The organism is Gardnerella rara, from assembly GCF_055452355.1.
On sequence record NZ_JBVBJP010000003.1, the window covers coordinates 167,540 to 194,332 of the forward strand.

A 26,793-nucleotide genomic window follows, 5' to 3' on the forward strand; every position below is an offset into this window, starting at 1 on the left:
ACAACAGCTTGCAACTTGTGCTTGCAGCTTGCGACTAGCGACTAACAACTATCGACTAGCGACTAACAACTAGCGACTAACGACTAACAACTTGCGATTAGTCGCCAGCCGCCATCAGCCAGCCGCAACAGCTTGCGATTAGCGCGTAAGCTTTCTATGCAAGCGATGCGGACGAGCAGCTTCCTCACCAAGGCGCGCAATCTTGTTTTCTTCGTACGCCTGGAAGTTTCCTTCAAACCAGTACCAATTTGCAGGATTCTCGTCTGTGCCCTCCCAAGCAAGAATATGCGTTGCAACGCGGTCTAAGAACCAGCGATCGTGCGAAACAACCACAGCGCATCCTGGGAAGTCAAGCAAAGCGTTCTCTAAGCTTTCAAGAGTTTCAACATCTAAATCGTTAGTAGGCTCATCAAGCAGAAGCAAGTTGCCGCCCTGCTTAAGAGTCAAAGCCAAATTCAAGCGGTTACGCTCGCCGCCAGAAAGCACGCCCGTAAGCTTTTGCTGATCCGAACCCTTAAAACCAAAGCTTGCAACGTATGCGCGAGTAGGAATCTCAACGCCTGCAACCTCAATAAAATCAAGGCCTCCCGAAACAGCTTCCCACAAGTTCTTATTTGGATCCAAGCCTGCGCGATTCTGATCTACGTACGAAATCTTTACAGTGTCTCCAACAGTAAGCTCGCCGCCAGAAAGTGGCTCCAAGCCCACAATCGTCTTGAAAAGCGTAGATTTACCAACACCATTCGGGCCAATCACGCCAACAATGCCGTTACGAGGCAACGTAAACGACAAGTCGTCGATTAACACGCGGTCGCCAAAAGCCTTGTGAATATGCTTCGCTTCCAAAACTTGCGATCCCAAGCGTGGACCTGCTGGAATTTGAATCTCCGAAAAATCAAGCTTCTTGGAATTGCGTGCCTCTTGCTCCATCTGGTCGTAACGCTCCAAACGAGCCTTATTCTTGGCCTGACGAGCCTTTGGCGAGCTACGCACCCAGTCAAGCTCATTCTTTAAGCGCTTAGCAAGCTTTGCGTCCTTAGCGCCCTGAATCTCCATACGCTTGGCCTTGGTTTCCAAGTAAGTGGTGTAATTGCCCTTGTATGGGTAAAGCTGGCCGCGATCCACCTCGCAAATCCACTCTGCAACATTATCCATAAAGTAACGATCGTGCGTTACAGCAATAACGGCGCCTTCGTACTTGTGCAAGAACTGTTCCAGCCAAAGAATCGACTCCGCATCCAAGTGGTTTGTAGGCTCGTCCAGCAACAGCAAATCTGGGGCTTCAAGCAAAAGCTTGCACAGTGCCACTCGTCGCCTTTCGCCACCAGAGCACACAGAAACAGGCGAATCTGGGTCTGGGCATTGCAAAGCGTCCATTGCCTGCTCAAGCTGCGAATCCAAATCCCAGCCGTTAGCCGCATCAATCTGAGTTTGCAGCTTGCCCATTTCTTCCATCAATGCATCAAAGTCGGCATCTGGATTTGCCATCTCTTCGCCGATTTTGTTGAATCGATCAACCTTTTGAGCAATATCACCAAAAGCCATCTTAATGTTTTCGCCAACGGTTTTAGTCTCGTCCAGCGGCGGCTCCTGCTGCAAAATGCCAACGGTGTAGCCTGGAGTAATCGAAGCTTCGCCGTTAGAAACATTTTCCAATCCAGCCATAATCTTTAGCAACGTTGATTTACCCATGCCGTTAGGCCCAACAACGCCGATTTTTGCGCCTGGCAAGAAGCTTAAGGTAACGTCGTCTAGAATTACGCGATCTCCGTAAGACTTGCGTGCCTTAATCATTTGGTAAATAAATTCAGCCAAAGTAGTACCTTTCTTAAAATTGTTAAAACTCTATTAAACCGCCGCCGCCTGCTGCGCTCGATCTGCAGACTCGCTATCCGCATCCGCTCCATCTTCTGGAGGAATCTGACACATCCATTCGCCAACAATGCCAATAATCATGTCTATAATGCACACGATTCCAGCAATAACACATTCGCGAATAACGTTGGAATAAAGCGGAATATCCGCGTGCGGCCAGCAAACAAAAATCTGACCTGCATACCAGCCCGTTAAAATAGCACCAGCCATTCCAAGCGATTTTGCAAGCATTAACGCCGAAACTGCCATTTGCATGTTAAAAGGCTTGCGCTCTTTTGGCTTAGAAGTGGCGTACTGATGCGTTTGCCAAGCAAGAACAAACGTGACTATTCCGCCGATTATCATAACGGCCAAAACAATCCAAGGAGCGCCCGAAAGCGATATTGCACTAGATTCTGTAATCGAGACCAAAAACGCGCCGAATACAAATCCGAACAATAGTCCAAGCGCAAAATACCACCAAGGCGTACGGTAAGCTTTCATCAGCACTCCCCAATAATCCAGCGCTCAGAATAAACGCCAACTTGCGAAGCATCCTGCAAAAGCGCAAGTTTGTAAGAGACTGGCTCGCCATCAATTGCAGCGTCTGGCTCAACTTGCATCCACGGCTCCAACTGCGCTGCGCTTAGGTGCAAAGGATTGCTGGAATCCATTGACTTTGTAGCCGCGCTATCTAAGCCGTATTCTCTTGTTCCAACAACGTTTAAGCGCAAATCCAAAGAGTTGCCAGAATCGCCAGAATCGCCATCAATTTGATCGCGTTGCATTTGCTCGATTCTTTGCGCAAATTCCTGATTGCTCATTGTTGTAGACGCCACTACAACCGCGCAAAAATCTTCACCGTTTGCATTGCTTGCCTGGTAAAGCGCCGAAACGCCTTCAACTTGAGTTACGCTACGCGAATCCTTAAGCTCAAGGCCGCTTAACACGTTTAGCATTGCGTGCATTGTGGAATCGCTCTTTTTGCCTTGCATAGAAACCACTGCGGTTGTTTGCATTGGACTATTTAGGGCATTTGTAGGATTTGTAGTATTTGAGTTATAGGAAGACTCGTGCGATTCTTGCACTTCTGCGGTTGCTTGCACTTCTGCGGTTGCTTGCGACTTTTGCGCTGCAGAATCCGCTGCAGCATCCGCCTTAGAAGCATTAGAATCCAAATCCTTATCGCTCTTCTCTAAACTCGCACCTGCAACATTCCTCTTTAAGCTTTCTGGAATCTCTACAGGAGGGATTGGCGAATCTGGGCGATCCGCATTAGAAAGCCACAAATCGCGCTCTGGCGCCTTACGAATCTTAGAGAAGATCTGCTCAAGCTCCTTCTCGTTAAGCGTCTCCTTAACCAGCAGCTTGCTAACAAGCTCATCCAAAATATCGCGATTATTGTTAATAATCTGCCAAGCCTCGGTATGAGCCGTTTCAATAAGCTTGTGAACTTCTTCGTCAATCACTTCCGCAGTCTTATTAGAGAACTTACGCGATTGCAAAGAATCCAAAGAACCAGAAGAATCCTGATCCGCATCCATCCACTTTACAGCGCCAAGCTTAGACGAGAAGCCATATTCAACAACCATCTTGCGAGCGATTGCTGTAGCCTTTTCAATGTCGTTAGAAGCGCCAGTAGTTGGATCATGGAACACAACCTCTTCCGCAGTACGGCCGCCCATAGCATACGCCATTTGATCTAGCAGCTGATTTCGCGACTGAGAATAGCGGTCGCTAGTTGGCATAACCGCCGTGTATCCAAGAGCGCGGCCGCGAGGCAAAATCGTAACCTTAGTAACAGGATCCGTGTGGTGCAAAGCAGCAGCAACAAGCGCGTGACCACCTTCGTGATAAGCCGTGTTGCGCAACTCGTCCAAAGCCATGCCCTTAGACTTCTTTCTAGGACCAGCCTGAACGCGGTCAATCGCCTCGTCAATAGCGCGATTATCGATAAGCTGAGCGCCAGAGCGAGCGCAAAGCAAAGCCGCTTCGTTAAGCACATTAGCCAAATCCGCGCCCGTAAATCCAGGAGTTCTAACAGCAACCATATGAAGATCCACGTCTGGAACAAAAGGCTTGCCTTTAGCGTGAACCTTAAGAATCGCCTCGCGACCTTCCAAATCTGGGGCTTCTACAGCCACCTGGCGATCGAATCGGCCTGGGCGCAAAAGCGCAGAATCAAGCACGTCTGGGCGGTTTGTGGCGGCAATAATAATCAAATTAGTGTCGTTATCGAAGCCATCCATCTCTACAAGCAGCTGATTAAGTGTTTGCTCACGCTCATCGTGGCCGCCTGTCATGCCACTTCCGCGGCGGCGTCCAACAGCGTCAATCTCGTCAATAAAGATGATTGCTGGAGCGTTCTTTTTAGCCTCGTCAAACAGCTCGCGTACGCGAGATGCGCCAAGGCCAACAAACATCTCAACAAAGTCCGATCCAGCCATGGCGTAGAACGGAACGCCAGCTTCGCCTGCAATTGCACGCGCAAGAAGGGTTTTACCAGTTCCTGGAGGGCCGTAAAGCAACACGCCACGCGGAATGCGCGCACCCAAAGCCTTGTAGCGAGAAGGATCCTTAAGGAATTCCTTAATCTCCTCAACTTCTTCTACAGCAGACTGCTCGCCTGCAACATCGGAGAACTTAGTCTTAGGCGTCTGGCCTTCCAAAAGCTTTCCACGACCGCGGCCGCCACCCATGCCAAGCATTCCGCCGCCTGCGCTTGCCATCTTGCCAAACATAAACCAAACAAGTCCAAGCAGAATCAAAATCGGCAGCATAGACGTAATCAAGTACGAGAAAATGCTAGAAGTTTGTATGCTAACAGTCCAACCGTTTGCTGGCTTAGCCTTTTGAATCTTTTGCACAACTGTCTTGCTTTGAGCAATCGTGTAGTAGAACTGAACGTCTTTTCCGTAATCGTGCTTTTGCTTATCGCGCTTATCTAACTTAACGTATTTATTGTTTAGAGTAAGCTTAACAAGCTGCTTATTGTCTATAACCTCAACGTAATTTGCGCTACGATTATCAAGCAACTCTAGGCCGTCTTGAGTGTCGATTGTTTGCGAACCATTATGCACAAACATTTGGAATGCGGCCACGGAAAGCAAAACTAAAAGAACAATCCAAGTCCAAGGAGACTTAAAGAACTTGCGGCTAGAATCGGAATTATTGCCATCCTTTGGATCGGCGTTATTCTTATTGCCGTTATTGTTCTTATTCTTGTTCTTATTTGAATTGTTTCCAAAATTAGGAGGCAAGAACGGATTGTTGCCGTTTCCTCCCATAGGACTTTTCATAGGTCCACCCATAGGTCCGCGAGGCGACATTGGAGAAGCGCCCATACAATCAGACTCCTTTCAGGATTCTAACTAACAACACTCGTCTAAACACGTAATCACTAATCGCAAGCAACCAAAGCGCAATCGCTGTAATCGCTGTAATTAATCGCTTGAATTAATCCCTGTAATTAATCGCTAAATAAATAGCATGTAATCAATCAAGATTACTCAATTGCAGCCAGCTAATCAAGAGCGCTAATCAAGACTCGTATACAGAAGGCTTAAGAACCGCAATGGAATTAAGATTCCTGTACTTTTCGTCGTAGTCCATGCCAAAACCGACTACAAACGCATCTGGAATCTCAAAACCAGTGTACGCAATATCTACTTCCACTTCTCGGCGAGCTGGCTTTGTTAAAAGCGCAAACACCTTTACACTTGCAGCTCCCCTGCCCTTAAGCTCTCTAACAAGCCAGTCCAAAGTCTTGCCAGAATCAACAATATCTTCTACAATCAGCACATCTCGACCGCGAACATCTGTAGTTAAGTCCTCGCGAACCGTAATCTGGCCACTAGTTTTAGTGCCACTGCCGTAGCTAGAAAGACTCATAAAGTCCATCGGCGCGTTAAGGCTAAGCTCCTGCGAGAAAACAGCAAGCGTGTTTACTGCGCCTTTAAGCACAGCAACAAGCAAAATGTCGCGGTTTTCGTAGTCTTTGCTAACCTGAGCGGCGACCTCACGAATGCGCTTCATAAGCTCTTCGTGGCTGATCAATTCGTAATCAATATCATCTCTTATATCTGCAACTTGCATGCTAACTATAATTGCATAAGAGAATGACGGACATGTTACAACTTACGCATTAGGATTTAGACTATAAGCATGGTGTACTCATCTTGTTGGCGCAAAGGAATCGGCCAAGTAAAACGTTGCTTTAATAATATTGGGTTAGGCGTGCAAGACCCGCAATTCTTGCAACACGGCGAGCATGCAACTTTGCCATCCGCTCCAATCGTATTAATCGCCTGCTCTGGCGGTCGCGATTCACTTGCGCTAACGGCGCTTGCGTCAAAAGTGTGTGCAAGCAGAGGGATTCAATGCGCTGCAATAATCGTAAATCATAATCTTCAAAAAGACTCCAGCAAAGTGGCGCTTAATGCTGCTAAAACTGTTGCAAAACTTGGAGTAGCCGAGTCGCTTGTATTCGTTAAATCCGTGCAAGTTAAAGACAGCGAAAAGGGAGAAGAAAGCGCAGCCAGGGATGCTAGATACGCTGCGATTATTGAAGTTGCAAAAGACTTGCGCGCGTCGGCGGTTCTTTTAGCACACACAGCAAACGACCAAGCAGAAACGGTTTTAATGGGATTGCGCGATTCGGCTGGCTTGGAGGCTGTGGCTGGAATGAAAGACGTTACGGTTAGGGAGAATGTGCTATTTGCGCGGCCGCTGATTAATCTTACGCGGCTTGAAACCACGCAGATTTGCAAGGATTTGGGCGTTGAATGGTGGGACGATCCAACAAACGGCGATTCATCGCCAATCGATGTTGAGCTGCCAAAATCCTACCCGCTGCGCTCGCGAGTTAGGCATACCCTTATGCCGTATATTTCGCGATTTTTTGAGTCAGATATGACTTTGCTGCTTGCAAAGGGAGCGAAATTTGCTCAAGACGACTTAGACTACATAAACTCGCAAGTAAATCTTGTAGAAAAAGAGGCGATTGTAAAAGAGGATTGCAAAGTCAAAATCAAACTTGCGACTCTAGCAAATAGCCACATCTCGATTAGGCGGCGAATCGTGGCTCGCGCGTTAAGTGCTGCGGGAATACGCTTTTCGTCAAATCACATAGAATCAATCGACGAGTTAATAACAAACTGGCATGGTCAAAAGCCGATTGCGCTTCCAGGAGGATATTCAGCAAGCAGAAAATCGCAGACTATAACGATTTCGTAGCGCGCGAACGGTTTTTCCGCATTTTGTACCAAAATCCACCCAAAACACGTACAAAACACGGAACACAACTCCGCATTTTGTACCAAATTCAACCCAAAACACGTACAAAATCGGGAAAATCGAAGTAGATTCGCGCGGCGAAGACGTGAGCGCGGCGAACGAGGCTAAAGATTAGTCAGCTCCGCCATCATCTTATTAACGCCAACGTAAGTGTAGTTAACATCTCCAGGCGGATTAACAACAACCGCAAAGGTTAGCGCGCCTCCCGCCTTTCTAGAAACGTTGCCAACCATAGACGAAACATCGCCCAAATACCCCGTTTTAACGCGCATTAATCCCGCAGCAGACTTATCAGCAAGACGCTTTCTAGCCGAAGTACACCAAACGCCTGGCAAAGCCAAGCCTTCTGCGGCAGCGGCTCCAAGCCCCTCCTTAAGATTCTGCGCTTGAACCTGAATCAAAGTAACCGCGCGAACAGAGGATTTAGGTGAAAGTCCCGAGCAATCCGACATGTGCAATCCGTTTATATCAATACCTAAATTGCGCAAAACTTCTTGCACAGCCAAAGTTGCACCCTTTGGAGAATTTGACTTGCGCATAGCGAGCGCAGTTAAGCGCCCAAACTCTTCGGCAAGGGAATTGTCGGAATGCCTAAGCATATACGCCATTATCTCGCCTAGCGGAGCAGAACAAACGCGCGCAATCGGGCTAAAATCGGCGGAAATCAGCGGTTTTTTGTAGCTAACATACATGGAATCTGCGCTAGACACCTTAGCTGCCTTAGTAATTTTTGCAGAATCACCATTCCATGCGCGAACATCAATGCCAGCCTTTTGCAGCAGATTTGCAAAAATCAAACCCGCGCTAACTGCTGGATGCCTGTCTAAAAGCGGATAATCGTCGGTATCGTCTGCGTCGTTTCCGTACGAAACCCACGCCGCAAAATCGCGGTTGCGCCCCTCATCTACTGCAACAGACGAAGTTGGAGCGTAGAATCTACCTTCTTCATCATTCTCGTTAATAAGCGCAGGGTATCTTTTTGCACCAAACAGCGAATCGTCAACAGCAAACTGAACAATCTTGATGCCCCGCTTTTTAAGAGCGGCCGCCGTTTTATTTGCAAGCGTCTCTAAGCCCGCTCTGCCGTTTACGTGGTTTGGGTCGCTTTGCCCAGCCCCAAGCAGCATGTCTCCGCCGCCGCGCAAAACCAAACGCGCAAAACTCCCACTATCGTCGCAGCTTGCATAAACCAGCGTGTCTAGCGTTGAAGCCATGTCTAAAGTATGCGATGCAGCTAGTGCTGTAAGCGTTTTCATTGTAGACGCTGGCTGCAAAGCAAGGTCTGGGTTTTTGGCAGCAATAATTTTCCCGTTTGCATCCGCTATAACAGCCGCCGCATTTGGCCCAAGAGCTGGGTAATCAAGGAATGTTTGCAAAACCTTTTCCGCAGCAGCTTTGTCAACTGGCTTGTTTTTATCTAATTGCTTTATTAAAGACGCGTAATGCGCTATTTTCTTAGGTTTTGGACTGCTTAGCTCTTGCAAAGATTTATTGTTTTTAATTGCCATTCGCGACTGAATAAAATCGCGATTTTGCAAAAGATCTTTGCTATCAAACAGAATATAACCGCACATTAAAGAGACAACGCTTGCAGCTGCGATTAAACACACAACAGCGCGATTACGCGACTTTAGCGGCTTTTGCGCGCCTAAGCTAGACGTAAATCCAGCTTTTTCTCTTGATTCTTTAGACGTAAAAGCATCTTCTGGAATCTCGATTATATTATCTGGATTCTTAACGTTTTCATCGTCTTGCATGCGCACGCCGCCTGTTTTACCGATTAATTGCAACTCTGTATAACTATACAAGCCATGCAGACTATATAAGAACTACATAAGAATTATATAAGAACTACATAAAGGCTACATAAGCTATACGCTTGCACACATAAATCGCAGCTCTTACGTGCGCATTAATACTCAAGCAGTAATCGAGGCAAATCTGCGCAAGTTTTCTACAATGCGAATCATGCGCTTATCCATCACTTTGCCACCAATAATTACGCCAACAGCCAGCACAATTGCTCCGTTAACTACGAACAGAATGCATGCAATCCACAGCAGTTGCGGCGCAAGAATAATAAACGCAATCACAGCCGCAACCGAAGGAATCATGCAAACTACAGAAAGAAGCATAAAGCCGATAGCTGCAAAACTTCGCCCGCCAGCACTTCCTTGCGGCCTAGAAAATGGCTTTTCGATTGACGCTACAGGGTACATTGCAATGCACGAAGAAATTAAGCCAATGCCTATGGTCGCAAAAGCTACTCCGATTGGAGAAAGAGTTTGGAACATAACTGCATTCATATTTTGCTGAACATTTGCTACAAAGAAAAGGAAAGCGTAAACCCCTATTCCAAGAATTGCAAAGTACACAGCGCAAATCACGGACCAAACTATTGCGTGCGCTAAACGATCGTGCAAACCTTTTACGCCAATAATCGCATGCATAGTAAAAGCTGTTCCATCGTATGCAATATTGTTTCCAACAACCATTCCCATAAGCGTCGCAGCATATATCATCCAGCCAGAAACACCTATGTCCTGTGCTATAGAACCAAATCCTTTAGCGTTAAAACTAGTTCCTCCTGCAACTACCAGCATAAAAAGCGGCGCAATAAGCAAAAACAGTTGACGCATATCTCTTCTCATAACGCTAACAATTCGAGCAATAATCGCACCAACTATGTTGTCTGGAACTGCTGCAAAGAAGCCGATTCCTTTAGTTTTAACAACTGTTTTTTGCTCACCGCGAAGTAGCTTAGGCTCTAATTTTGCGCAAAATACAGAGATTGCAAAGCAAGCAGCAATCGTTACAACGCAAATAAGGAAGCGAATAACAAGCGCAAGCCAATTGCCATTAATGACGTCAAGAGGCAAAGCCATAGCAGCGCTTAATGGAGTAAAAGCGGAAACAGCGCAGAAACTTGTACCTAGCGAAATTACAATTGACGAGGGGCTATGCGTATTCATTGACGCAACAAAAAGCATATACGCCACAAAAATAACAAAGTAAAAAATGTTTCTTGAACGCTTGTTTATTAAAATAGTGTCCAAAAGCTCAATAAGCATTTTGCTTAAAGACACGATTGTGGCAACGTAAAGCGGAGCTGCAATTACGCTTACTAAAACCGGCACAATTCCAAAGTTTCGGTACGCTAAAGACCACAAAGCAAGCGCGATTGTGCAGCTTATTGAAATCGCTCCAAAAAGGGAGCCAAGAAGCATGCCAGCTTGCTGCTTTACGTAAGGAATGCCGTAAAGCGCAAAACTACGCGATTTTAGCGTTGTGTCGCTGCCTAACATAAACAGGTTTATAAACAGCGTAAAAATTGACACAATCGACGCAATCATTATTGGAATCAATTGGAATTCCTGCCAATCTTTAGCGTCTGCAAGCATTCCTGGATTAAGATACTTTCCTGCTTCCCAGCCTGCAAAACCAAGAGCGCATATAATCGCAAGTCCAAAAACAATTGATATACCAAAGCCGATTTTTTGCCAAATTGACTTTCGCATAACAGAAAAAGTAAGCGCCCAGCGAAGGCGAACCATTGTAAAAATCATAGACATGATTACTTACCGCCTTTCGCTCACGCGTTGTGGTTGCTTGCGATTGGCGTTGCGTTATAAGACTCGCCGCCATTAAGCCAATCAATGCGCGCAGCAGAATGACGTCCACCAACAAGCTCCATAAAGCGATCTTCAAGATCTTTGCCTTGAGCAACTTCTTCAAGAGTGCCAGAAGCTGCAACATGACCTTCGTTAATAATCGCCACGTGCGAGCACATTTTTTCAACCAATTCCATAACGTGCGAAGAAATAATCACAGTTCCGCCAGTGGAAACATACTCGGCTAGAATATCCTTCAAATTTGCGCTAGAAACAGGGTCAACTGCCTCAAAAGGCTCGTCCAACACAAGCACGCGCGGGCTGTGAATCATAGCTGTTGCAAGGCAAATCTTCTTAGTCATACCAGTTGAATAGTCCGAAACCATAGTGTTTGCAGCTTCTGTTAAGTCGAAAGCAGAAAGCAAGTCGTTTGCACGCTTTACGGATTCCGCACGACTCATCTCGCGAAGCATGCCAGCGTATGTTAAAAGCTGAAGGCCAGTAATCGTCTTAAAAATCTCATCTGCTTGAGGCATTAAACCGATTGCGCGCTTAGCGCTATTTACATCGCTCCAAACATCGTTGCCAAAAATCGAAGCCGAGCCAGCATCTGGCATAAGCAAGCCCGTAAGCATCTTAATCGTGGTGGTTTTGCCAGCACCATTAGGGCCTACTAATCCATAGAAGGATCCTGCTGGAATATCTAGCGAAAGATTATCTACAGCAACTTTCTTGCCAAAAGTCTTAACAAATCCGCGAATAGAAACCGCTGGAACATCTGCATTGCCATCACTCGCATTGCTCGAATAAGCGTTTGCACCAAAGACTGGAACAGAATCCACCATAAAAACCTCACAACATACAGATAAACGCACGTTTACGCCACATTAATTGCGCAATCGCACGTTTACACCAAGGATTCCATTATCTCACATCTTGCGTATAAACACACTACGAGATTGTGTAAACTACGCTAAGTGCGGTAGAGATTCGAGATTTTTCGCCCTGAATGAGATGTATCGTTAGCGCGGTCTAAGCGCACCCGCGTTTGTTCCCTTTTACCCACGTTTGTTCCCTTTTTGACCCATTTCGTAAACAAACTCGGGCACACTTCCCCGCGTTTGTTCCCATTTCGGCCCATTTCGTAAACAAACGCAGGAGAAAAGAAACAAAAGCAGGAGAAAGTAAACAAAAACAAGGAAATCGCCCTCGCGCAACAACAAACAAGGAAATATCGCTCGCTCGCTCCGATTTACCGCCCCGTGTGATGAATCGGCTTCCACTCGCTCTTAGAGAACACAGCCTGGAAGGCAATCGGTACATACGAAAGCATAAAAATCGGGAAGCTGAGCGCGTACGCAAAAAGCTCTTTGTTGGTGGCTCCAAGCTTATCGTGCTCTACAAGAATGGTAAGCGAAACAAACACCATCATGCCCAAAACGCTTGTAACAGTAGTGGTTATAAAGTTAAGCGTTGAATAAATCTGACTTGCCCACGTAACAAATCCAAATGCTGCAAAGATAAATCCGAGTATAAGGCGAATAATCGCAAGCACCATAAACGGGCAAAGCATAAGCGTAAAATCAACCGACGAAAAATCGCGCTCGCGAATTCCGTGGCGTATAAGAGCCGCCCCGTAATATCTAAACACTTGCAAAAAGCCCTTGCTCCAGCGCAGCCTTTGCCTCCAGCTTTGCCTAAACGATACAGGCTGCTCGTCGTAAAGAACCGCTGATCCGCAATAGCCCACTTTGTCGCCATGCAAAATCGAGTCCATTGTAAACTCAAGATCTTCGGTAAGCAGATGGAACTTCCACCCACGATTTCTGTGCATAATCTCGCGCGAAAACATGAATCCCGTTCCGCCTGCGTGGCAGCTGGAGCCAAAAAGCATGCGCGAATTGTTGGTAAATCGCGATTCGCGTATAAACCACAATGCCGACCCCGAAGACACCCAATTATCCGATAGGTTAACGGAGTTTCTGTAGCTTGTTAAAATCTGGTACCCAGCATGGAATCCCTTGTTCATCTCTTCAAAATAGTGCAAATCCAGCTTATTGTCTGCGTCAAAAACAAAGTACGCGTCGTAATCTTCGTCTTTTCCAAGCTCCATTATGTGGTCCAAAAGGTAGCTAAGCGCGTAGCCTTTGCCAATGTGCTGCTTATCGAAACGCTCTATAACATTGCACCCGTACTTTCGCCCAACTTGCGCCGTGCTATCCGTGCAATTATCGGCCACCAACCAAATATCTATTAGCTGTTGGTTATAAGTTTGATGCTGTATGCACTCTATAAGATTCCCGATTACAGCTTCCTCGTTTCGTGCAGATATTAAAACCGCGTAATGCTTGTCCATTGGAGCATTCGGAAACACCACTGGCTTTGCAACAAGCGACGCAACTGCGCAAACGCCTTGGTAAATAACGCTGCTCACGCCGATTATGATTACTAAAACGTCGAAAATAGACAAAAGAATCATTTATTCCACCCGCTTCGTGGATTTGTGTTTGTGTTCGATTTTTTAATATCGCGATTAACCGCGTCTAGAACATCGCGCGAAATCGCCATTGTTTCAATGTATCCAGAATCTTCTTTAGAATTTTGACTTTCGCCAGAATCACTAGAAGCAGCACCAGAATCACTAGAAGAAACATAGGCCTGCTTATACCAGTACATAATATCTTCATTAATCGAGACCCTAGAAGACGAGCCCTTCATAACTCGAAGAACCTTGTCTTTAACAGGCTTTACAAAACTATTACCAATCGCTTCAACACTTGTAACCATAATCGACTTGCGATTAGGCTTTGGATCGTTCATTAATGGAGAATCAACAAGCTTGTATTGCTTTGTACAAACCTTAAGAATGGCCTGCAAGCTGGCGGTAACAGGAAGCGCCAAAAATGCGCCGAGCGCCCCAAAAACAGCACCCATTACCAACACCGACAAAAATGCTACAGCAGGATTTAAGTCCATTGTTTTTTCGGAAATCTTAGGAGAAATCACCATGTTTTCAATCTGCTGATAGATGGTAACAAAAATAAGAACAGCCAATGCCGCCGCAAAACCGTTGGATCCCCAGGCAAACACGATTGGTAAAGCTCCGCCCAAATACGTACCAATCGTTGGCACAAATTGCGAAACAATTCCGCAGAACAGCGCAAGCGGCAGCCAATACGGAACCTTCATAAATATTAGGAAAATCGCAGTACCCGTGGCGTTAATCGCAGCCAAAATTGTGCGCGAGAATAAGAAGCTCGATATCTGCTCTTGAACAACCGACCATATAAACAAAAATCGCCTTTGCGACTTAGGATTTAGCAAACGGCAAACACTTCTACGCATTGCAGGACCTGCAGCCGAAATATAATAAGTAACCATAAGAATGGTAAGCAAATCAAGCAAAGCAGCCATCAAACCCCAGGTTGTGTTAAGTGCAAAACCGCCAAAATCCACAACCCACGATGTTTGAATGTTGCGCAAAATCTCCATTCCAAGCTGCTCAATATTCGGCATCTTAAATCCAGTGGAATTTAACACAAAATGCGCAAACTGATTGTATAAATCTGGCAAACCAAGAACCATGGAAACGGCCTGTTGCACAAAAAGATTGCCAAAAAGAACAAGCAGCAAAATAATAACCGCAAGCAGCCCAACCAAGCTTGCCAAAGACGCAAAAGCCCTACTCCAACCGTGTTTTATAAGGCGCACAACAAGCGGCTCTATTGCCAACGCTATAAAAATGGAGATTACAACGTCAAAAACTATAAAAGCTATACTTCCCCAAGCAAACCAAACAAAAATCGCAACAAACGCTGCGATTACCGCATACATAAGCGCGCGGCTAAGCCAATCAGGAGGCCTGCGATTATCTCCCTTAGCTGGAAAAATCGAAGCTAAGTCGATTTTGGCGCTTGTGCCGTTGCTGTCCGTACGGCTTTCGTAGTTTTCTTTATTCGTCATAAACTCTATTGTACTTTACAAAGCGTGTAACACAATCAACAAAGCGTGTAACACAATCGTAACCAGATAGTCGAGTCGCTGAAATCCAAAATCATATACAACAATCTAAACTATTTACTGAGATTTTCATGAAAGGATTGTGGCATGACCACTTTGCAAACTAAAGAAGATGCCGAGGCTTTGATTAAGCAAGAAGGCATTGAGTACGTATCTGTTCGATTTACCGATTTGATTGGCGTTCAGCAGCATTTTACTGTGCCTGCAAGCGAGTTCTTAAACAGCGCGTTTACGGATGGAATGGCCTTCGACGGCTCTTCTATGCAAGGATTCCAGGCTATTAACGAATCCGACATGAAGCTTATTCCAGACGTAGACACCGCCTACATTGACCCATTCCGCAAGCACAAGACTTTGAACGTTGCTTTTTCGATTGTGGATCCTGTAACAGACGAGCCTTATTCTAGGGATCCTCGCCAAGTTGCGATTAAAGCCGAAGCCTACTTAAAGTCCACTGGCATTGCCGATACCGCAAGCTTTGCTCCAGAAGCCGAGTTCTTTATTTTCGACAAGGTGCGTTTTGCAAACGACATGCAGCGCTCCTTCTACGAGGTGGATTCTAACGAAGCTCCATGGAATTCTGGCATCGACACCGAAGACGATGGCAGCAACAACATTGGTTTTAAGAATCGCGTAAAGCACGGCTACTTCCCTGTTCCACCTGTTGACCACAACCAAGACTTGCGCGACGACATGGTTTACAATCTTCAAAAGGTTGGTTTGATTCTTGAGCGTTCCCACCACGAGGTTGGTGGCGCAGGCCAGCAGGAGATTAACTACCGTTACAATACCCTTGTTCACGCTGGCGACGACTTAATGAAGTACAAGTACGTTGTTCACGAGACTGCTGCTTTGGCTGGCAAGGCTGCAACGTTTATGCCAAAGCCAATTGCTGGAGATAACGGCACTGGCATGCACTGCCATCAGTCGCTTTGGAAGGATGGCAAGCCATTGTTCTATGCGGAAACTGGTTATGCTCAGCTTTCCGATATTGCACGCTGGTACATTGGCGGCTTGATTAAGCACGCGTCTTCTGTGCTTGCTTTTACAAATCCTTCGCTTAACTCTTACCACCGCCTTGTTCCAGGATACGAGGCTCCAGTCAACTTGGTTTACTCGGCTCGTAACCGTTCTGCAGCTATTCGTATTCCTCTTGCTGGCGAGTCTCCTGCTGCTAAGCGTATTGAGTTCCGCGCGCCAGATCCTTCGTGCAACCCGTTCTTGGCGTTCTCTGCTCAGCTTATGGCTGGCTTAGACGGCATTATGAACCACATTGAGCCTCCTGCTCCTGTGGACAAGGATTTGTACGAGCTTCCTCCAGAAGAGCACGACGGCATTAAGCAGGTTCCTTCTTCGCTTGGTGAGGCTTTGCAAGCTTTGGAAGAAGATCACGACTTCCTTATGCAAGGAGATGTTTTTACTAGCGATTTGATTGAAACTTGGCTTAATCTAAAGCACGAAGAGATGGATATGGCTCGTTTGGCTCCAACGCCACTTGAGTACGAGCTTTACTTCCACATCTGATATTTGTGATTAATAAAATCCCCCGCAAGAAAACTTGTGGGGGATTTTATTTTGCATTCGTCTTTTATTTTAAATCGCAAAGCCTAGTGTTCTAGCAGCGTTTACAGGGACGGCCTCATCTGCCCAATAATCCTCAAGATTTTCGTCGCTAGAAAGCGAGCGCATTTCTGCGCGATCAATGTAAAGCTCACCGCGTAAATGATCTGTCTCGTGCTGGAAGATTCGCGCTGGCCAACCGTGCAAACGCTGCGAATGCTGCTTTCCATCCTCGTCTTGCCAAGTGGCTTGAATGTCTAGCCAGCGCTGACGAACAGCTTGATACCCTGCAACGCTTAAGCAGCCCTCGTAGAAGCTGCGCGTTTGCGTGCCAATTGGCTCATAGTGTGGGTTAATAATCGCCCTAAATGGCAATTCTGCAATATCTCTAGGGTCGTCTTCGTCATCCCTAACGTGGTCTTCTACAACCGCAATCGCTAAGCCAAGCCCGATTTGCGGAGCGGCCAAACCAACTCCTGGGGCGTCTAACATAGTGCTGTGCATAAGCGAAATAAGCTTGTTAAGCGTTGCGCGCGTAAGCTGACCATCGTAAGCAACCGTGCGCTGCCTTAAAACAGGCTCCCCTGCTTGAACAATCGACAAAACGCCATCTTCTGTAGCGGAATCCAAAAGGCGCTCTACTGCGCGGCTAAGCTTAGTGTCGACACTTGCGTGATGCGTAAACATAGGACTCCTTTACCAGGCGATTCAGCAAAACTCTAACTCTATAAGTCTAACTTTGACTATTGTTGATAAAACACGTACATCAACAACAATACCAAAAGAATCAGTATATCAAGATTATCCGCGTTTTGTAGCTCTATACGGCGTGTCTAACAACAAAAAGCGCGAAGGCATGTCGTGTCATTACGTAGGTTACGCCAAGCTAGGTAGAGATTCGAGATTTTTCGCAGCGGATGAAGCGAACCTCAGCATGAAATGGTGATTCGCTGAAGCAGCAAGAAAAATCGAGAATCTCGGCGATGAAAGCCACGCAAAAGTCCTAGATATCCAGAAGGTTTGATGTATTTCTCTACGAGCAATAAATAGCGCCGTACTAAAACCTAAAACCCTAGAATATTAACATTCATAAACTATACGCAAAAGTGCGCGTCACTTGCGAGGAGAGAAATACTCAAACCTCGCGCAATACCGAATAAGGAGAATGTCGTTCGCGCGGTACAGCGCGGAAAACTACAACTTAAGATTATCCGTTACAACTTGTGCAAGGCGCGCGCAAACCTCATCTGCCTGCTCCTGCGTTGCAGCTTCGCACATAACGCGCACAAGTGGCTCCGTTCCGCTTGGTCTAAGAAGAACGCGACCCGTGTCTCCCAAAAGCGCGCTCTCTTTTTCTACGGCATTAAGAACGGCAGCATTTGTCTTAGCAGCCATCTTATCTACATTCGGCACATTTACCAGGCATTGCGGAAGTTGCGGGAAGTCGGCAGCCATTTGCGAAAGCTTCTTGCCTTCGCGCACAACCTCTCGGCACAACGTAAGCGCTGTAAGAGTGCCATCTCCCGTGGTTGCAAACTCGCGATTAATCACATGCCCAGACTGCTCGCCGCCAAGAGAATAATCGCCTCTAAGCATCTCTTCTAGAACGTAGCGATCTCCAACGCTTGTTTGAACGGTAGAAATACCCATGTCTTTTAGCGCAAGCTTTAATCCAAGATTGCTCATTACAGTAACAACAAGAGTATTATGATTCAGCTTGCCTTCGGCCTTCTTAGAACGAGCAAGAATGCCCATAATTTGGTCGCCATTAACCATGTTTCCATTTTCGTCTACGGCAAGGCAGCGATCCGCATCTCCGTCGAAAGCCACTCCTAAATCGGCCTTAGACGCCTTAACCATGGCTTGCAACTGCTCTGGATGCGTGGAACCCGCATGATCGTTAATGTTGTAGCCGTCTGGAGACGCGTTAATAACAATCACTTCTGCGCCAGCCCTGCGCAATGCCTCTGGAGCTACTACAGACGTTGCACCGTTTGCGCAATCCGCCACTACTCTAAGGCCAGCAAGAGGCTTAGGGCGAGTAGAAGACTCACTACTTAAAGGCGCTACAGAAGAAACAAGATGATCAATATAAAGATTTGTAGCTGTAGTAGTATCGTGGCTGATTCGCCCAACACCGCTTCCCGTAGGACGCTGCCAATCCTTGCCTAAAACCGCCTCAATCTCGTCTTCTTTACTATCTGGAAGCTTAAAACCGCCGCGCGCAAAGAACTTGATTCCGTTATCTGGCATTGGATTATGCGAGGCAGATATTACGGCACCCATTTCTACGTTGAGAACAGAAGTTAAAAAGGCCACACCAGGAGTTGGGATTATGCCAGCGTCTATAACGTCAAAACCGCCTGCACTCATGCCTGCCGCCAAAGCAGACGCTAGAAAATCGCCAGAAACGCGAGTATCGCGACCAACCAGCGCCCTTCGTCTAGCGTGCATTTTCTTCCCTGTATCTTCGCTATTTGACTCGCTGCTATGCGTTGCTTCTCCTAAAACACGAACGGCAGCATCGCCTAAATCTAGCGCTAATTGCGCGGTTAAATCGCGATTGGCCAATCCCCTAACACCATCGGTACCGAACATATTTGGCATAATCAGCCTCTTTCGCTTAGATTTCTAAAAACACACTATTTTCTATTTTACTCTGCAATGCGCTAGACGCGCCACACTAGCAAACTACGACTTGCGCGTAACAATTAAGATTGCTTAAAAAGCCTAAAAACAAAAATCTAAAATCTAAAGCCTAAAATCTAAAAACAAAAGCCCGCCTAAAAAGACGGGCTCAATGCTTAATGCTTATTAAATCGCCTAAATCAAATTTAAAGCGATAAAACTAAAATCAGGCTTCTACTGGAGCATTAACATCTGCTGGCAAAGCAGCCTTAGCAGCTTCAACGATTGCCTTAAAGGTCTCAACGTCGCTAACAGCAAGCTCGGCCAAAGCGCGGCGATCCAATTCGATGCCAGCTAAGCGCAAGCCCTGAATAAAGCGGTTGTAGGTGATTCCTTCTGCGCGAACAGCAGCGTTAATACGCTGAATCCACAACTTGCGGAAGTCGCCCTTGCGAGCCTTGCGGTCGCGGAAGTTATAAGTAAATGAGTGAAGCAGCTGTTCCTTTGCCTTGCGATAAAGGCGGGAGCGCTGGCCGCGATAACCCGAAGCCCTATCAAGAACAACGCGACGCTTCTTGTGAGCATTAACTGCGCGTTTTACTCGTGCCATAAGTATTCCTCAGCTTTCTTAAAAATTTTAATTGCGTCTTTGTTTTACTGCACTTACTTAGCCAGCAAGCCCTTTAAATTCTTGCTCTGAGCTGTAGCCAAAACCTTATCTGCAGACAAAGCACGACGCTTACGAGCAGACTTATGCTCCAAGTTGTGGCGCATTGCGCTTCCATCGTGCATTACCTTACCGGTGCCGGTGAGGCGAACGCGCTTGGACGCTGCGGAATTAGTTTTCATCTTCGGCATTGCTGCCCTCCTTATGATTCTGATCAGATTCTACAGAAGCTTTTGCGGACACATCGGCCGCTGCCTGAGCCCCTTGCTTTGCCGCAAGTCGCGCTGCCTGACGAGCTTGACGCTCTGCACGCGATTCAGCGCCTCTACGACGCTGCTCAGACTGAGTATGAATCTTTTTACCCTTAGGCGCGAGAGTCATTATTATGTTACGACCCTCTTGCTTAGGGGCAAACTCCACGGTTCCACTTTCGGAAACCTCATCTGCAAGCCTACGCAATAACTCAACTCCGCCTACAGGCCTCGACTGTTCGCGGCCGCGCAGCATAATGGTGACTTTTACTTTGTCTCCACCATTTAGGAATCGAAGAACATGACCCTTCTTAACGTCGAAATCGTGATCGTCAATCTTAAGTCGGAAACGAATTTCCTTAATCTCAGCTGTGCTTTGATTACGACGCGCTTCACGAGCCTTAATCTTCTCGTTGTACTTGTACTTACCGTAGTCAATAAGCTTGGCTACAGGAGGCTTAGCAGTAGGTGCCACCTCTACAAGATCGAGGTTCGCTTCCTTTGCAAGGTTCAACGCTACCGAGGTTGCAATAACCCCCACTTGCTCGCCTTTCGGACCGATAAGGCGCACTTGGGAGACGCGAATCTCTTCGTTAATGCGTGGTTCGTCGCTAATGATGACTCCAATCCTTGTTAAAACAGTGGAACAGCGCACCAAAAGGTCAAAGATAAATTCAAGTTCAAACATCAATCAAATGCGCTTAAGAACAGCGCTGTAGCAAGCATATTGCTACGTGACCGAAGTCATGAACCCGAAACCCTTTAGGCTTCCAGGTGGGATATACCACTTTCTTGATTACTCAAGCCAAACGTCTATTATACTTGGCGCCTTGACAATGCTTTATATCAAATTCCACATATTAAATTCCACACGCGCGATATTATATGTTTATGGAGCCTTTAAAGCGCTGCGTTGTTTTAGCAGCTGGAGATTATTACGACCATACGCGCGAACATGTTCCTGATCGCGCTTTAACTATTGCAGCCGATGGCGGCTGGGATCATGCATGCAAGCTTGGTTTGCACGTTGATGCGCTTATTGGCGACTTTGACTCTGTGCGATTAAAACTCCCAACAGACGCTGCGATTACGCGACTTCCCGCAGAAAAAGACGACCCCGATTTGCTTTCTGCTCTTAAAGTTGGCTGGGCTAAAGGCTCTAGAGAATTCCATATTTTTGGCGGCTTAGGCGGCCGCGTGGATCACACTATTTCCAATATTCAGCTTATGGTTCGACTTGCAGTTAGAGGCGGAATTGGATTCTTGTATGGAGACGGCACGATTGTTACCGCAATTCACAACGGTTCCCTTGACTTTCCAGCGTCTAATGGCCCCGAAGGCCGCATGGTTTCCGTATTCTCGCACACGCCTGTTTCTAGCGATGTAAACGAGATTGGGCTTAAATATCAACTTCAGCACGCAACTATGTACGGCGATGCTGTTCAAGGCCTAAGCAACGAGCTATTAAACAACACTCCTGCGCATATTGATGTTCACGAAGGCACTCTTGTAATCACATTCCCTATAGACGCTCCACTGCCGCAAGTTAGCTGGTTTAAGCGGCCAGTTGGCGATTTGGGAGAAGTAAACGCTAGTGTTTCGAGCGCTCTCGCCGTTTCGCCAAAGTAGCTTTTGACTTACGTTTTATTGGGCTACATCTCAATTCCAGGAATCATGCTGCTGTTTTCCGATATACTTTTGGCTAATTTTTCTACAGTATTTTCTAAAACGTGATTAATCTTATTGCTATTAACAGTTGTAATAGTTTTTATTAAATCGTTGTAAAAATCTTTATCTCCAGTAAAAGATTCCCAAAATTCTTGGCCAATTTTTACAGTATAGCCTTCGGCTTCAATCCTCTTATAATTCGCCGATAAATCTTCCCTAGAACCATACAAAATACCAACTACGCAATCAGTTAATGGATTTATATCTTTAGACCCATTTGTTTTAGCCAATCTTGCTAAATCTTTAAAATGGTCGCATATTGTTTTTACATCATCTTTATTGATTGTTTCTGGACCAGATTTTAACTGACAATAAATATGACGATTTGTAAAACTATCTTTATATTCAATATCTATTCCAGATGTTGTAGACGCAAATCCACTCAAAACTTGAGAACTTAACTTTTGGATTGCAGAACCAAAAGATGTAGAAATAGAAGTTCCAAGAACTCTAGGATATAAAATTGCCTTAGCAATTGAACGCGGCGAGGCATCACCAAAAGCAAATCTAGAAAGATATGCTATTAAGAATGGATTAAAGCTGATTTTCTTTATATCAACAAGTTTTTCGGTGTTTTTTACATGATTTTCTATTACTTGCTTATCAAAAAAAGATGAAATCTGGCTTAAAATATTCTCTCTTTCAATATCTGAAAACATAAAATCTCCCTTGACTATTACTAAAACAAACAGACTAACAAATCGAATTTTGTATTAGAAAATTATAACATAGATAAGGCCTGAGATTTTAATTCATCGGCAGTTATATTCGATAAATCAACAGGCTTAATATCTCTAAACAACTCTCTATTTTCGCCACTTAGCATAGCGATTATTGCTCTACCAACATGATAAGCAAGATTGCAAGGAACAGCATTGCCTATCTGCTTATATTTGCTTGCCATACTACCTTCAAATTTCCAACTATCTGGAAAAGATTGAATGCGAGCATATTCTCTTACCGTTAATGGTCGAGTTTCTGCTGGATGACATCTTTCTGTTTGTCTTTGTGCTGGAGAACATGTGAGAGTTAGTGACGGCTCATTCCAAGAAAGTCGCCTTGCCATCCCAGTTTTTCCGCCTGGCAAATTGAACGAACCCTTCATGTAATCTTTTTGAACATCCAAAGGAAGATCACGCCAATAGCCTCCAGGAGGTACTAGGTCTAAAACCTTCTTCTTGCTTTCTGGATACGTTGCACCCTCGGATTTTGGGCACTCTCCTATTGCATCCCATAATGTAAGAACATCACTGTTTTCTTTAGGGAATAAAATCGGAATATCTAAATCTTTTCTAACTCCGATTATGACTAATCGTTCGCGCTTTTGAGCAACGTCAAGGAATTGAGCACGCAAAACTTTTAAAGCAACTTTATAGCCCAAGCTATCCAAAGTATTTAGCATAACCATAATGGTTTTTCCAGAATCGTGAGTAAGCAATCCTCGAACATTTTCCATCATCAATACTTTTGGCTTAACTTGTTTAATAGCCCGCGCAAACTCAAAGAAAAGTGTTCCTCTTGAATCTTCAAATCCTTTAGATAAACCTGCATACGAAAACGCTTGGCAAGGAACACCACCTTGCAACAAGTCAACTTTGCCGCTGTATTTAGAAAAATCAATATTGTGAATATCGTCTTCTACAACATTCCATTCAGGCTTATTTTGGCGCAAAGTCGCACACGCATATTTGTCTACCTCATTTAACATTAAATGATTAAAACCAGCATTACTCATTCCGAGTGCAGTTCCACCAGCGCCAGCAAATAATTCAATTGATGTAAACTGAGTTTTATTGTTTTTTAACACAAAAAAATGCGATTTTTTATTTTCAGCATGATTTTCGTAACGATTTTTAATACGTTCCAAATCTGAAATTTTGAAAAGTCGTTTGTTGTTTGAATCCCTAACACATATTAAAAGCCCCAATTTTGCCCAACGTCGTATAGTATCTATAGAAACTCCGATAATACGCGATGCTTGCCCAGCGGTTACATTTGAATCTTTGCTAGGGATAGTATTGGCAGTGACTTTAGCTTTATGCTCTAGACCTTCTAAAACTTGCGTACTTTTCTTCATAAAAACAGCATATCACAATTCTTGTAACCTTTGCATATGCAATGGTTATGATTCTATAAAATACGAAATACACATAGTTAGACACACATAAGTAGTTTAGAAACACAAAAAGGCAGCAAAGAAGGCCAAAATGCTACGCAAGTGTAGTACAAAATGATGCACTAGCGTAGTACATACCGCACATTAAAATGGACACGTTAGTTTAATAACGAAGACCAAAAACGTATTGTTAAGAATCGCGAAAAATCGCAAAAACCGTGCGTTAAGGTTTCACTCAAGGGAGATCCCAAATGACAGTCAAGATTGGTATTAACGGCTTTGGACGTATCGGCCGTTTGGCATTCCGTCGTATTTTTGAGCTTCAGGCTCGTGGCGGTCAAGCTGGCGATATCGAAGTCGCAGCCATCAACGATTTGACCACTCCTTCAATGCTTGCTTACTTGCTTAAGTACGACAGCACTCATGGCACTTTCCGCCACGACGATGGCACTCCAGTCGAGGTTACCTCCACCGAAGACGCAATCGTTGTAGACGGCAAGACCTACAAGGTTTACGCCGAAAAAGACGCAAACAACATTCCATGGGTTAAGAACGATGGCGTTGAGTTCGTGCTCGAATGCACCGGCTTCTACACTTCTGCAGAAAAGTCCCAGGCTCACTTGAACGCTGGCGCTAAGAAGGTTCTTATCTCCGCTCCTGCTAAAGATGAAACCACTCCAACCGTTGTGTTCGGTGTAAACCAAGAGATCTTAAAGCCAACCGATAACATTGTTTCCGCTGGCTCCTGCACCACCAACTCCATGGCTGCAATGGTTAAGCTTTTGCAAGATAACTGGGGAATTAAGTCTGGCTTTATGACCACTATCCACGCTTACACTGGCACCCAGATGATTCTTGACGGCCCACGCGGCTCCAAGCCACGTAACAACCGTTCTGCTGCTTGCAACACAATCGAGCACTCCACTGGTGCTGCTAAGGCAATCGGCAAGGTTGTTCCAGAGGTTAACGGCAAGCTTCAGGGTCACGCTCAGCGTATTCAGGTTCCAGATGGATCTGTTACCGAGTTAACCACCGTTCTCGAGAAGCCAGCAACCACCGAAGAAATCAACGAAGCCTTTAAGAAGGCATTCGAAAACTGCGATTACTTTGGCTACAACGCCGATAGCATTGTGTCTTCCGACATTATTGGCGACACCCACGGTGGCGTTTTCGATCCAACTCAGACCGATGTTAACACTGTTGACGGCGTAACCTTGGCTCGTACCGTTACCTTCTACGACAACGAGTACGGCTTTACCGCTAACATGATTCGTACCTTGCTCTACTTTGCTGAGATTTCTGAGTGAAGTTAGCGAGATACAATAAAGCTAATAGCTAAATAAGGCGAAATAAGCCTAAAAGGCTACAAACCCCTTGCGGTGCTTCATCGCAGGGGGTTTTCGCAAAGCATTTGCATAGGGGATTTAGATGAGTAAAAAGCATGCTGCAACAGGAAAAGCAACGCCAGCAATAGCACAGTTAGAAAACGCTGGAATCACATTCCGCGTTGTTGACTACGAGCACGATGCAGACCACATGGATGACGGCTACGGCATGGAAGCAGCGCAAAAATTAGGCGTAAACGCAGAGCAAGTTTGCAAAACACTTATGGTAGATACGGGAGAAAAGCGCGTAGTTGGTATTGTGCCAGTAAATGGCCGCTTAAGCATGAAGGCAATTGCGAGCGCAGTAAATGCAAAGAAAGCCAGCATGACAAGCCCAGACGTAGCTCAGCGCGAAAGCGGATACGTGGTTGGCGGAATCAGCCCATTTGGCCAGCGCACGCACCACGAAACTGTGTTGGACGCTAGCGTTATGCACTTTGATGAAATCCTTGTTTCTGGCGGAAAACGCGGTCTTGACGTTGTCTTAAATCCAAATGACCTTGTTAACTTGCTTAATGCAACTGTGGCAAACATTCTAGCCTAAAGCTAGTAAACGTCGCGGCAACGTGCGATAATCCCTAAGGTTGTTCATTTTAATTGTTAGGAGTTTATTATGGGTATGCGTGGACGCAAGCGCAAGGCTCGCCGCAAAAAGGCAGCAAATCACGGCAAAAGGCCAAATGCTTAATGCAGACGCTTAATGCGAACGCTTAATGCAAATGCTTAATACGTTTGATTTGCGTATAAATTTGTAACTAAAAACCCACGGATTTATTGCCGTGGGTTTTGTTTTATCAACACTTAAATAACATCAAATATAAATAACATCAAATAACTCTTAAGGGGTCTGCGCTGCATTCTAGGATTATTGCATGGCAAAGAACATAGATGAGTTGCTAGAAGCACTAGAAAAAGCACCGCAGCAAGATTCAAACACAACACTGTGCAAATCAATGCTGCTTGGTTTCGACACAGAAACAACGGGCGCGATTGTTGGCAGCGATTCAATCTGCTCCGCAACGCTTGTTCTTAGAGACCCAGCGCTCGGGCATAACAATGACGTTATTGCAACGTGGCTTGTAAACCCGCATAAGCCAATCAACCCTAAAGCAAGCGAAGTAAACGGCTTTACAGACGAGTTTTTGCAAGAAAACGGAGGAGATCCAACGCAAGAGATTGAGTTGCTTGGAAGTGCCATTAGCCTTGCGCAAAGCAAAAATATTCCACTTCTTGCATACAACGCTCCTTTTGACGTTAAAATGTTAAGTCATGATTTACAAAGGTGGAGTCTTGAGCCTTTGCAAAATCGCCAAAAAAGCACGGTTAACGGCGGCGAAATGCTTGTTGTAGACCCGCTTGTTATAGACCGCGCTGTTTCTAAGCGCACAGGTAAACGCACTCTTACGTACACAACGCAGTTTTACGCAGTGGAGCCGATTGGCGATTTTCACGACGCTACAGCCGACACTGTTGCTGCCGTGGATCTAATTAAACCAATAAGCGAGCTGCACGAAAATGTTGCAAATCTTAAGCTATGCGAGATTATGGCCTGGCAGCGGGAAGCTTACGCAAAATGGAAAATAAGCTTTGATAACTGGCTTAAGTCTAAAGGAAGACCAGCTGGCGAAGGAAGCTGGCTGTAATTACTAGCGATACGCGACTAAACAACATCACTAAA

The 26,793-nt window shown here is 45.6% G+C and carries 23 protein-coding genes; 7 read left to right on the forward strand and 16 right to left on the reverse strand.

Annotated features, from left to right (window positions below; genetic code table 11):
* Nucleotides 1-138 precede the first annotated feature (138 nt).
* The 4 genes from ettA to hpt form a co-directional block, all read right to left on the reverse strand.
* On the reverse strand, nucleotides 139-1,815 hold the full coding sequence (gene ettA, locus ACZ0NX_RS03910) for an energy-dependent translational throttle protein EttA (protein WP_415689419.1): 1,677 nt from the start codon (nucleotides 1,813-1,815) through the stop codon (nucleotides 139-141).
* A 33-nt stretch (nucleotides 1,816-1,848) separates the two neighbouring features.
* Entirely contained in the window at nucleotides 1,849-2,358 is a 510-nt protein-coding gene (locus ACZ0NX_RS03915) for a DUF3180 domain-containing protein (protein ID WP_464405637.1), read from the reverse strand.
* A complete protein-coding gene (ftsH, locus tag ACZ0NX_RS03920; RefSeq protein ID WP_464405639.1) occupies nucleotides 2,358-5,198 on the reverse strand; it encodes an ATP-dependent zinc metalloprotease FtsH in 2,841 nt (946 codons plus the stop codon). The genes ACZ0NX_RS03915 and ftsH overlap by 1 nt, the downstream gene beginning before the upstream one ends.
* A gap of 196 nt (nucleotides 5,199-5,394) precedes the next feature.
* A complete protein-coding gene (gene hpt / locus ACZ0NX_RS03925; protein WP_016636126.1) occupies nucleotides 5,395-5,949 on the reverse strand; it encodes a hypoxanthine phosphoribosyltransferase in 555 nt (184 codons plus the stop codon).
* A gap of 69 nt (nucleotides 5,950-6,018) precedes the next feature.
* On the opposite strand from hpt, the gene tilS reads away from it, so the two are divergent.
* Nucleotides 6,019-7,089: a tRNA lysidine(34) synthetase TilS gene (gene tilS, locus ACZ0NX_RS03930; protein ID WP_464405641.1), complete on the forward strand. Its 1,071-nt coding sequence runs from the start codon at nucleotides 6,019-6,021 to the stop codon at nucleotides 7,087-7,089.
* Nucleotides 7,090-7,253: 164 nt separating this feature from the next.
* Here tilS and ACZ0NX_RS03935 read toward each other — a convergent pair whose 3' ends face one another.
* The 5 genes from ACZ0NX_RS03935 to ACZ0NX_RS03955 all read right to left on the reverse strand — a co-directional run bounded on the left by ACZ0NX_RS03935 (nucleotide 7,254) and on the right by ACZ0NX_RS03955 (nucleotide 14,723).
* Nucleotides 7,254-8,906, reverse strand: a complete 1,653-nt coding sequence (locus ACZ0NX_RS03935; RefSeq protein ID WP_464405643.1) for a D-alanyl-D-alanine carboxypeptidase/D-alanyl-D-alanine-endopeptidase — start codon at nucleotides 8,904-8,906, stop codon at nucleotides 7,254-7,256.
* Between the two features lie 162 nt (nucleotides 8,907-9,068).
* Nucleotides 9,069-10,721: a hypothetical protein gene (locus ACZ0NX_RS03940; protein WP_464405645.1), complete on the reverse strand. Its 1,653-nt coding sequence runs from the start codon at nucleotides 10,719-10,721 to the stop codon at nucleotides 9,069-9,071.
* 20 nt (nucleotides 10,722-10,741) lie between these two features.
* Nucleotides 10,742-11,605, reverse strand: coding sequence for an ABC transporter ATP-binding protein (locus ACZ0NX_RS03945; protein WP_060787175.1), 864 nt, complete (start codon nucleotides 11,603-11,605; stop codon nucleotides 10,742-10,744).
* Between the two features lie 407 nt (nucleotides 11,606-12,012).
* Nucleotides 12,013-13,239: a glycosyltransferase family 2 protein gene (locus ACZ0NX_RS03950; RefSeq protein WP_060787176.1), complete on the reverse strand. Its 1,227-nt coding sequence runs from the start codon at nucleotides 13,237-13,239 to the stop codon at nucleotides 12,013-12,015.
* Nucleotides 13,236-14,723: an AI-2E family transporter gene (locus tag ACZ0NX_RS03955; protein WP_464405648.1), complete on the reverse strand. Its 1,488-nt coding sequence runs from the start codon at nucleotides 14,721-14,723 to the stop codon at nucleotides 13,236-13,238. The genes ACZ0NX_RS03950 and ACZ0NX_RS03955 overlap by 4 nt, the downstream gene beginning before the upstream one ends.
* 144 nt (nucleotides 14,724-14,867) lie before the next feature.
* On the opposite strand from ACZ0NX_RS03955, the gene glnA reads away from it, so the two are divergent.
* Nucleotides 14,868-16,304 (forward strand): type I glutamate--ammonia ligase, encoded by a 1,437-nt coding sequence (gene glnA / locus ACZ0NX_RS03960; RefSeq protein ID WP_060787177.1) that lies wholly within the window; start codon nucleotides 14,868-14,870, stop codon nucleotides 16,302-16,304.
* A gap of 69 nt (nucleotides 16,305-16,373) precedes the next feature.
* Here the strand turns inward: glnA and ACZ0NX_RS03965 are convergent, their stop codons facing one another.
* The 5 genes from ACZ0NX_RS03965 to infC form a co-directional block, all read right to left on the reverse strand.
* A complete protein-coding gene (locus tag ACZ0NX_RS03965; protein ID WP_004130015.1) occupies nucleotides 16,374-17,027 on the reverse strand; it encodes a peptide deformylase in 654 nt (217 codons plus the stop codon).
* A 507-nt stretch (nucleotides 17,028-17,534) separates the two neighbouring features.
* Complete coding sequence (gene glmM, locus ACZ0NX_RS03970) at nucleotides 17,535-18,947, reverse strand: phosphoglucosamine mutase (RefSeq protein WP_060787178.1); 1,413 nt, start codon at nucleotides 18,945-18,947, stop codon at nucleotides 17,535-17,537.
* Nucleotides 18,948-19,194: 247 nt separating this feature from the next.
* Nucleotides 19,195-19,578 carry a 50S ribosomal protein L20 gene (gene rplT / locus ACZ0NX_RS03975; protein WP_004114536.1) on the reverse strand — a complete coding sequence of 128 codons (384 nt, stop codon included), beginning with the start codon at nucleotides 19,576-19,578 and terminating at the stop codon, nucleotides 19,195-19,197.
* Between the two features lie 53 nt (nucleotides 19,579-19,631).
* Nucleotides 19,632-19,826, reverse strand: a complete 195-nt coding sequence (gene rpmI, locus ACZ0NX_RS03980) for a 50S ribosomal protein L35 (RefSeq protein ID WP_004112988.1) — start codon at nucleotides 19,824-19,826, stop codon at nucleotides 19,632-19,634.
* A complete protein-coding gene (infC, locus tag ACZ0NX_RS03985; RefSeq protein WP_016636400.1) occupies nucleotides 19,807-20,574 on the reverse strand; it encodes a translation initiation factor IF-3 in 768 nt (255 codons plus the stop codon). The genes rpmI and infC overlap by 20 nt, the downstream gene beginning before the upstream one ends.
* Nucleotides 20,575-20,777: 203 nt before the next feature.
* Here infC and ACZ0NX_RS03990 point away from each other — a divergent pair, with 203 nt between their 5' ends.
* Entirely contained in the window at nucleotides 20,778-21,515 is a 738-nt protein-coding gene (locus ACZ0NX_RS03990; protein WP_464405755.1) for a thiamine diphosphokinase, read from the forward strand.
* Between the two features lie 23 nt (nucleotides 21,516-21,538).
* On the opposite strand, the gene ACZ0NX_RS03995 is transcribed toward ACZ0NX_RS03990, so the two are convergent.
* Nucleotides 21,539-22,273 carry a PmeII family type II restriction endonuclease gene (locus ACZ0NX_RS03995; RefSeq protein ID WP_464405650.1) on the reverse strand — a complete coding sequence of 245 codons (735 nt, stop codon included), beginning with the start codon at nucleotides 22,271-22,273 and terminating at the stop codon, nucleotides 21,539-21,541.
* Between the two features lie 62 nt (nucleotides 22,274-22,335).
* On the reverse strand, nucleotides 22,336-23,691 hold the full coding sequence (gene dcm, locus ACZ0NX_RS04000) for a DNA (cytosine-5-)-methyltransferase (RefSeq protein WP_464405652.1): 1,356 nt from the start codon (nucleotides 23,689-23,691) through the stop codon (nucleotides 22,336-22,338).
* A 290-nt stretch (nucleotides 23,692-23,981) separates the two neighbouring features.
* Here dcm and gap point away from each other — a divergent pair, with 290 nt between their 5' ends.
* The 4 genes from gap (at nucleotide 23,982) to ACZ0NX_RS04020 (ending at nucleotide 26,758) form a co-directional block, all read left to right on the forward strand.
* A complete protein-coding gene (gene gap / locus ACZ0NX_RS04005) occupies nucleotides 23,982-25,037 on the forward strand; it encodes a type I glyceraldehyde-3-phosphate dehydrogenase (protein WP_415695975.1) in 1,056 nt (351 codons plus the stop codon).
* Between the two features lie 121 nt (nucleotides 25,038-25,158).
* Complete coding sequence (ybaK, locus tag ACZ0NX_RS04010; RefSeq protein ID WP_060787180.1) at nucleotides 25,159-25,659, forward strand: Cys-tRNA(Pro) deacylase; 501 nt, start codon at nucleotides 25,159-25,161, stop codon at nucleotides 25,657-25,659.
* 69 nt (nucleotides 25,660-25,728) lie between these two features.
* Nucleotides 25,729-25,803, forward strand: a complete 75-nt coding sequence (locus ACZ0NX_RS04015) for a 50S ribosomal protein bL37 (RefSeq protein ID WP_369803150.1) — start codon at nucleotides 25,729-25,731, stop codon at nucleotides 25,801-25,803.
* Nucleotides 25,804-25,987: 184 nt separating this feature from the next.
* A complete protein-coding gene (locus ACZ0NX_RS04020) occupies nucleotides 25,988-26,758 on the forward strand; it encodes an exonuclease domain-containing protein (protein WP_415695974.1) in 771 nt (256 codons plus the stop codon).
* Nucleotides 26,759-26,793: the final 35 nt, after the last annotated feature.

What these genes read in the sequence shown, in the direction of transcription:
- ACZ0NX_RS03915 (WP_464405637.1), bottom strand. Translation starts at nt 2,358, where the DNA reads ATGAAAGCTTACCGTACGCCTTGGTGGTATTTTGCGCTTGGACTATTG.
- ftsH (WP_464405639.1), bottom strand. Translation starts at nt 5,198, where the DNA reads ATGGGCGCTTCTCCAATGTCGCCTCGCGGACCTATGGGTGGACCTATG.
- hpt (WP_016636126.1), bottom strand. Translation starts at nt 5,949, where the DNA reads ATGCAAGTTGCAGATATAAGAGATGATATTGATTACGAATTGATCAGC.
- tilS (WP_464405641.1), top strand. Translation starts at nt 6,019, where the DNA reads ATGGTGTACTCATCTTGTTGGCGCAAAGGAATCGGCCAAGTAAAACGT.
- ACZ0NX_RS03935 (WP_464405643.1), bottom strand. Translation starts at nt 8,906, where the DNA reads ATGCAAGACGATGAAAACGTTAAGAATCCAGATAATATAATCGAGATT.
- ACZ0NX_RS03940 (WP_464405645.1), bottom strand. Translation starts at nt 10,721, where the DNA reads ATGTCTATGATTTTTACAATGGTTCGCCTTCGCTGGGCGCTTACTTTT.
- ACZ0NX_RS03945 (WP_060787175.1), bottom strand. Translation starts at nt 11,605, where the DNA reads ATGGTGGATTCTGTTCCAGTCTTTGGTGCAAACGCTTATTCGAGCAAT.
- ACZ0NX_RS03950 (WP_060787176.1), bottom strand. Translation starts at nt 13,239, where the DNA reads ATGATTCTTTTGTCTATTTTCGACGTTTTAGTAATCATAATCGGCGTG.
- ACZ0NX_RS03955 (WP_464405648.1), bottom strand. Translation starts at nt 14,723, where the DNA reads ATGACGAATAAAGAAAACTACGAAAGCCGTACGGACAGCAACGGCACA.
- glnA (WP_060787177.1), top strand. Translation starts at nt 14,868, where the DNA reads ATGACCACTTTGCAAACTAAAGAAGATGCCGAGGCTTTGATTAAGCAA.
- ACZ0NX_RS03965 (WP_004130015.1), bottom strand. Translation starts at nt 17,027, where the DNA reads ATGTTTACGCATCACGCAAGTGTCGACACTAAGCTTAGCCGCGCAGTA.
- glmM (WP_060787178.1), bottom strand. Translation starts at nt 18,947, where the DNA reads ATGCCAAATATGTTCGGTACCGATGGTGTTAGGGGATTGGCCAATCGC.
- rplT (WP_004114536.1), bottom strand. Translation starts at nt 19,578, where the DNA reads ATGGCACGAGTAAAACGCGCAGTTAATGCTCACAAGAAGCGTCGCGTT.
- rpmI (WP_004112988.1), bottom strand. Translation starts at nt 19,826, where the DNA reads ATGCCGAAGATGAAAACTAATTCCGCAGCGTCCAAGCGCGTTCGCCTC.
- infC (WP_016636400.1), bottom strand. Translation starts at nt 20,574, where the DNA reads ATGTTTGAACTTGAATTTATCTTTGACCTTTTGGTGCGCTGTTCCACT.
- ACZ0NX_RS03990 (WP_464405755.1), top strand. Translation starts at nt 20,778, where the DNA reads ATGGAGCCTTTAAAGCGCTGCGTTGTTTTAGCAGCTGGAGATTATTAC.
- ACZ0NX_RS03995 (WP_464405650.1), bottom strand. Translation starts at nt 22,273, where the DNA reads ATGTTTTCAGATATTGAAAGAGAGAATATTTTAAGCCAGATTTCATCT.
- dcm (WP_464405652.1), bottom strand. Translation starts at nt 23,691, where the DNA reads ATGAAGAAAAGTACGCAAGTTTTAGAAGGTCTAGAGCATAAAGCTAAA.
- gap (WP_415695975.1), top strand. Translation starts at nt 23,982, where the DNA reads ATGACAGTCAAGATTGGTATTAACGGCTTTGGACGTATCGGCCGTTTG.
- ybaK (WP_060787180.1), top strand. Translation starts at nt 25,159, where the DNA reads ATGAGTAAAAAGCATGCTGCAACAGGAAAAGCAACGCCAGCAATAGCA.
- ACZ0NX_RS04020 (WP_415695974.1), top strand. Translation starts at nt 25,988, where the DNA reads ATGGCAAAGAACATAGATGAGTTGCTAGAAGCACTAGAAAAAGCACCG.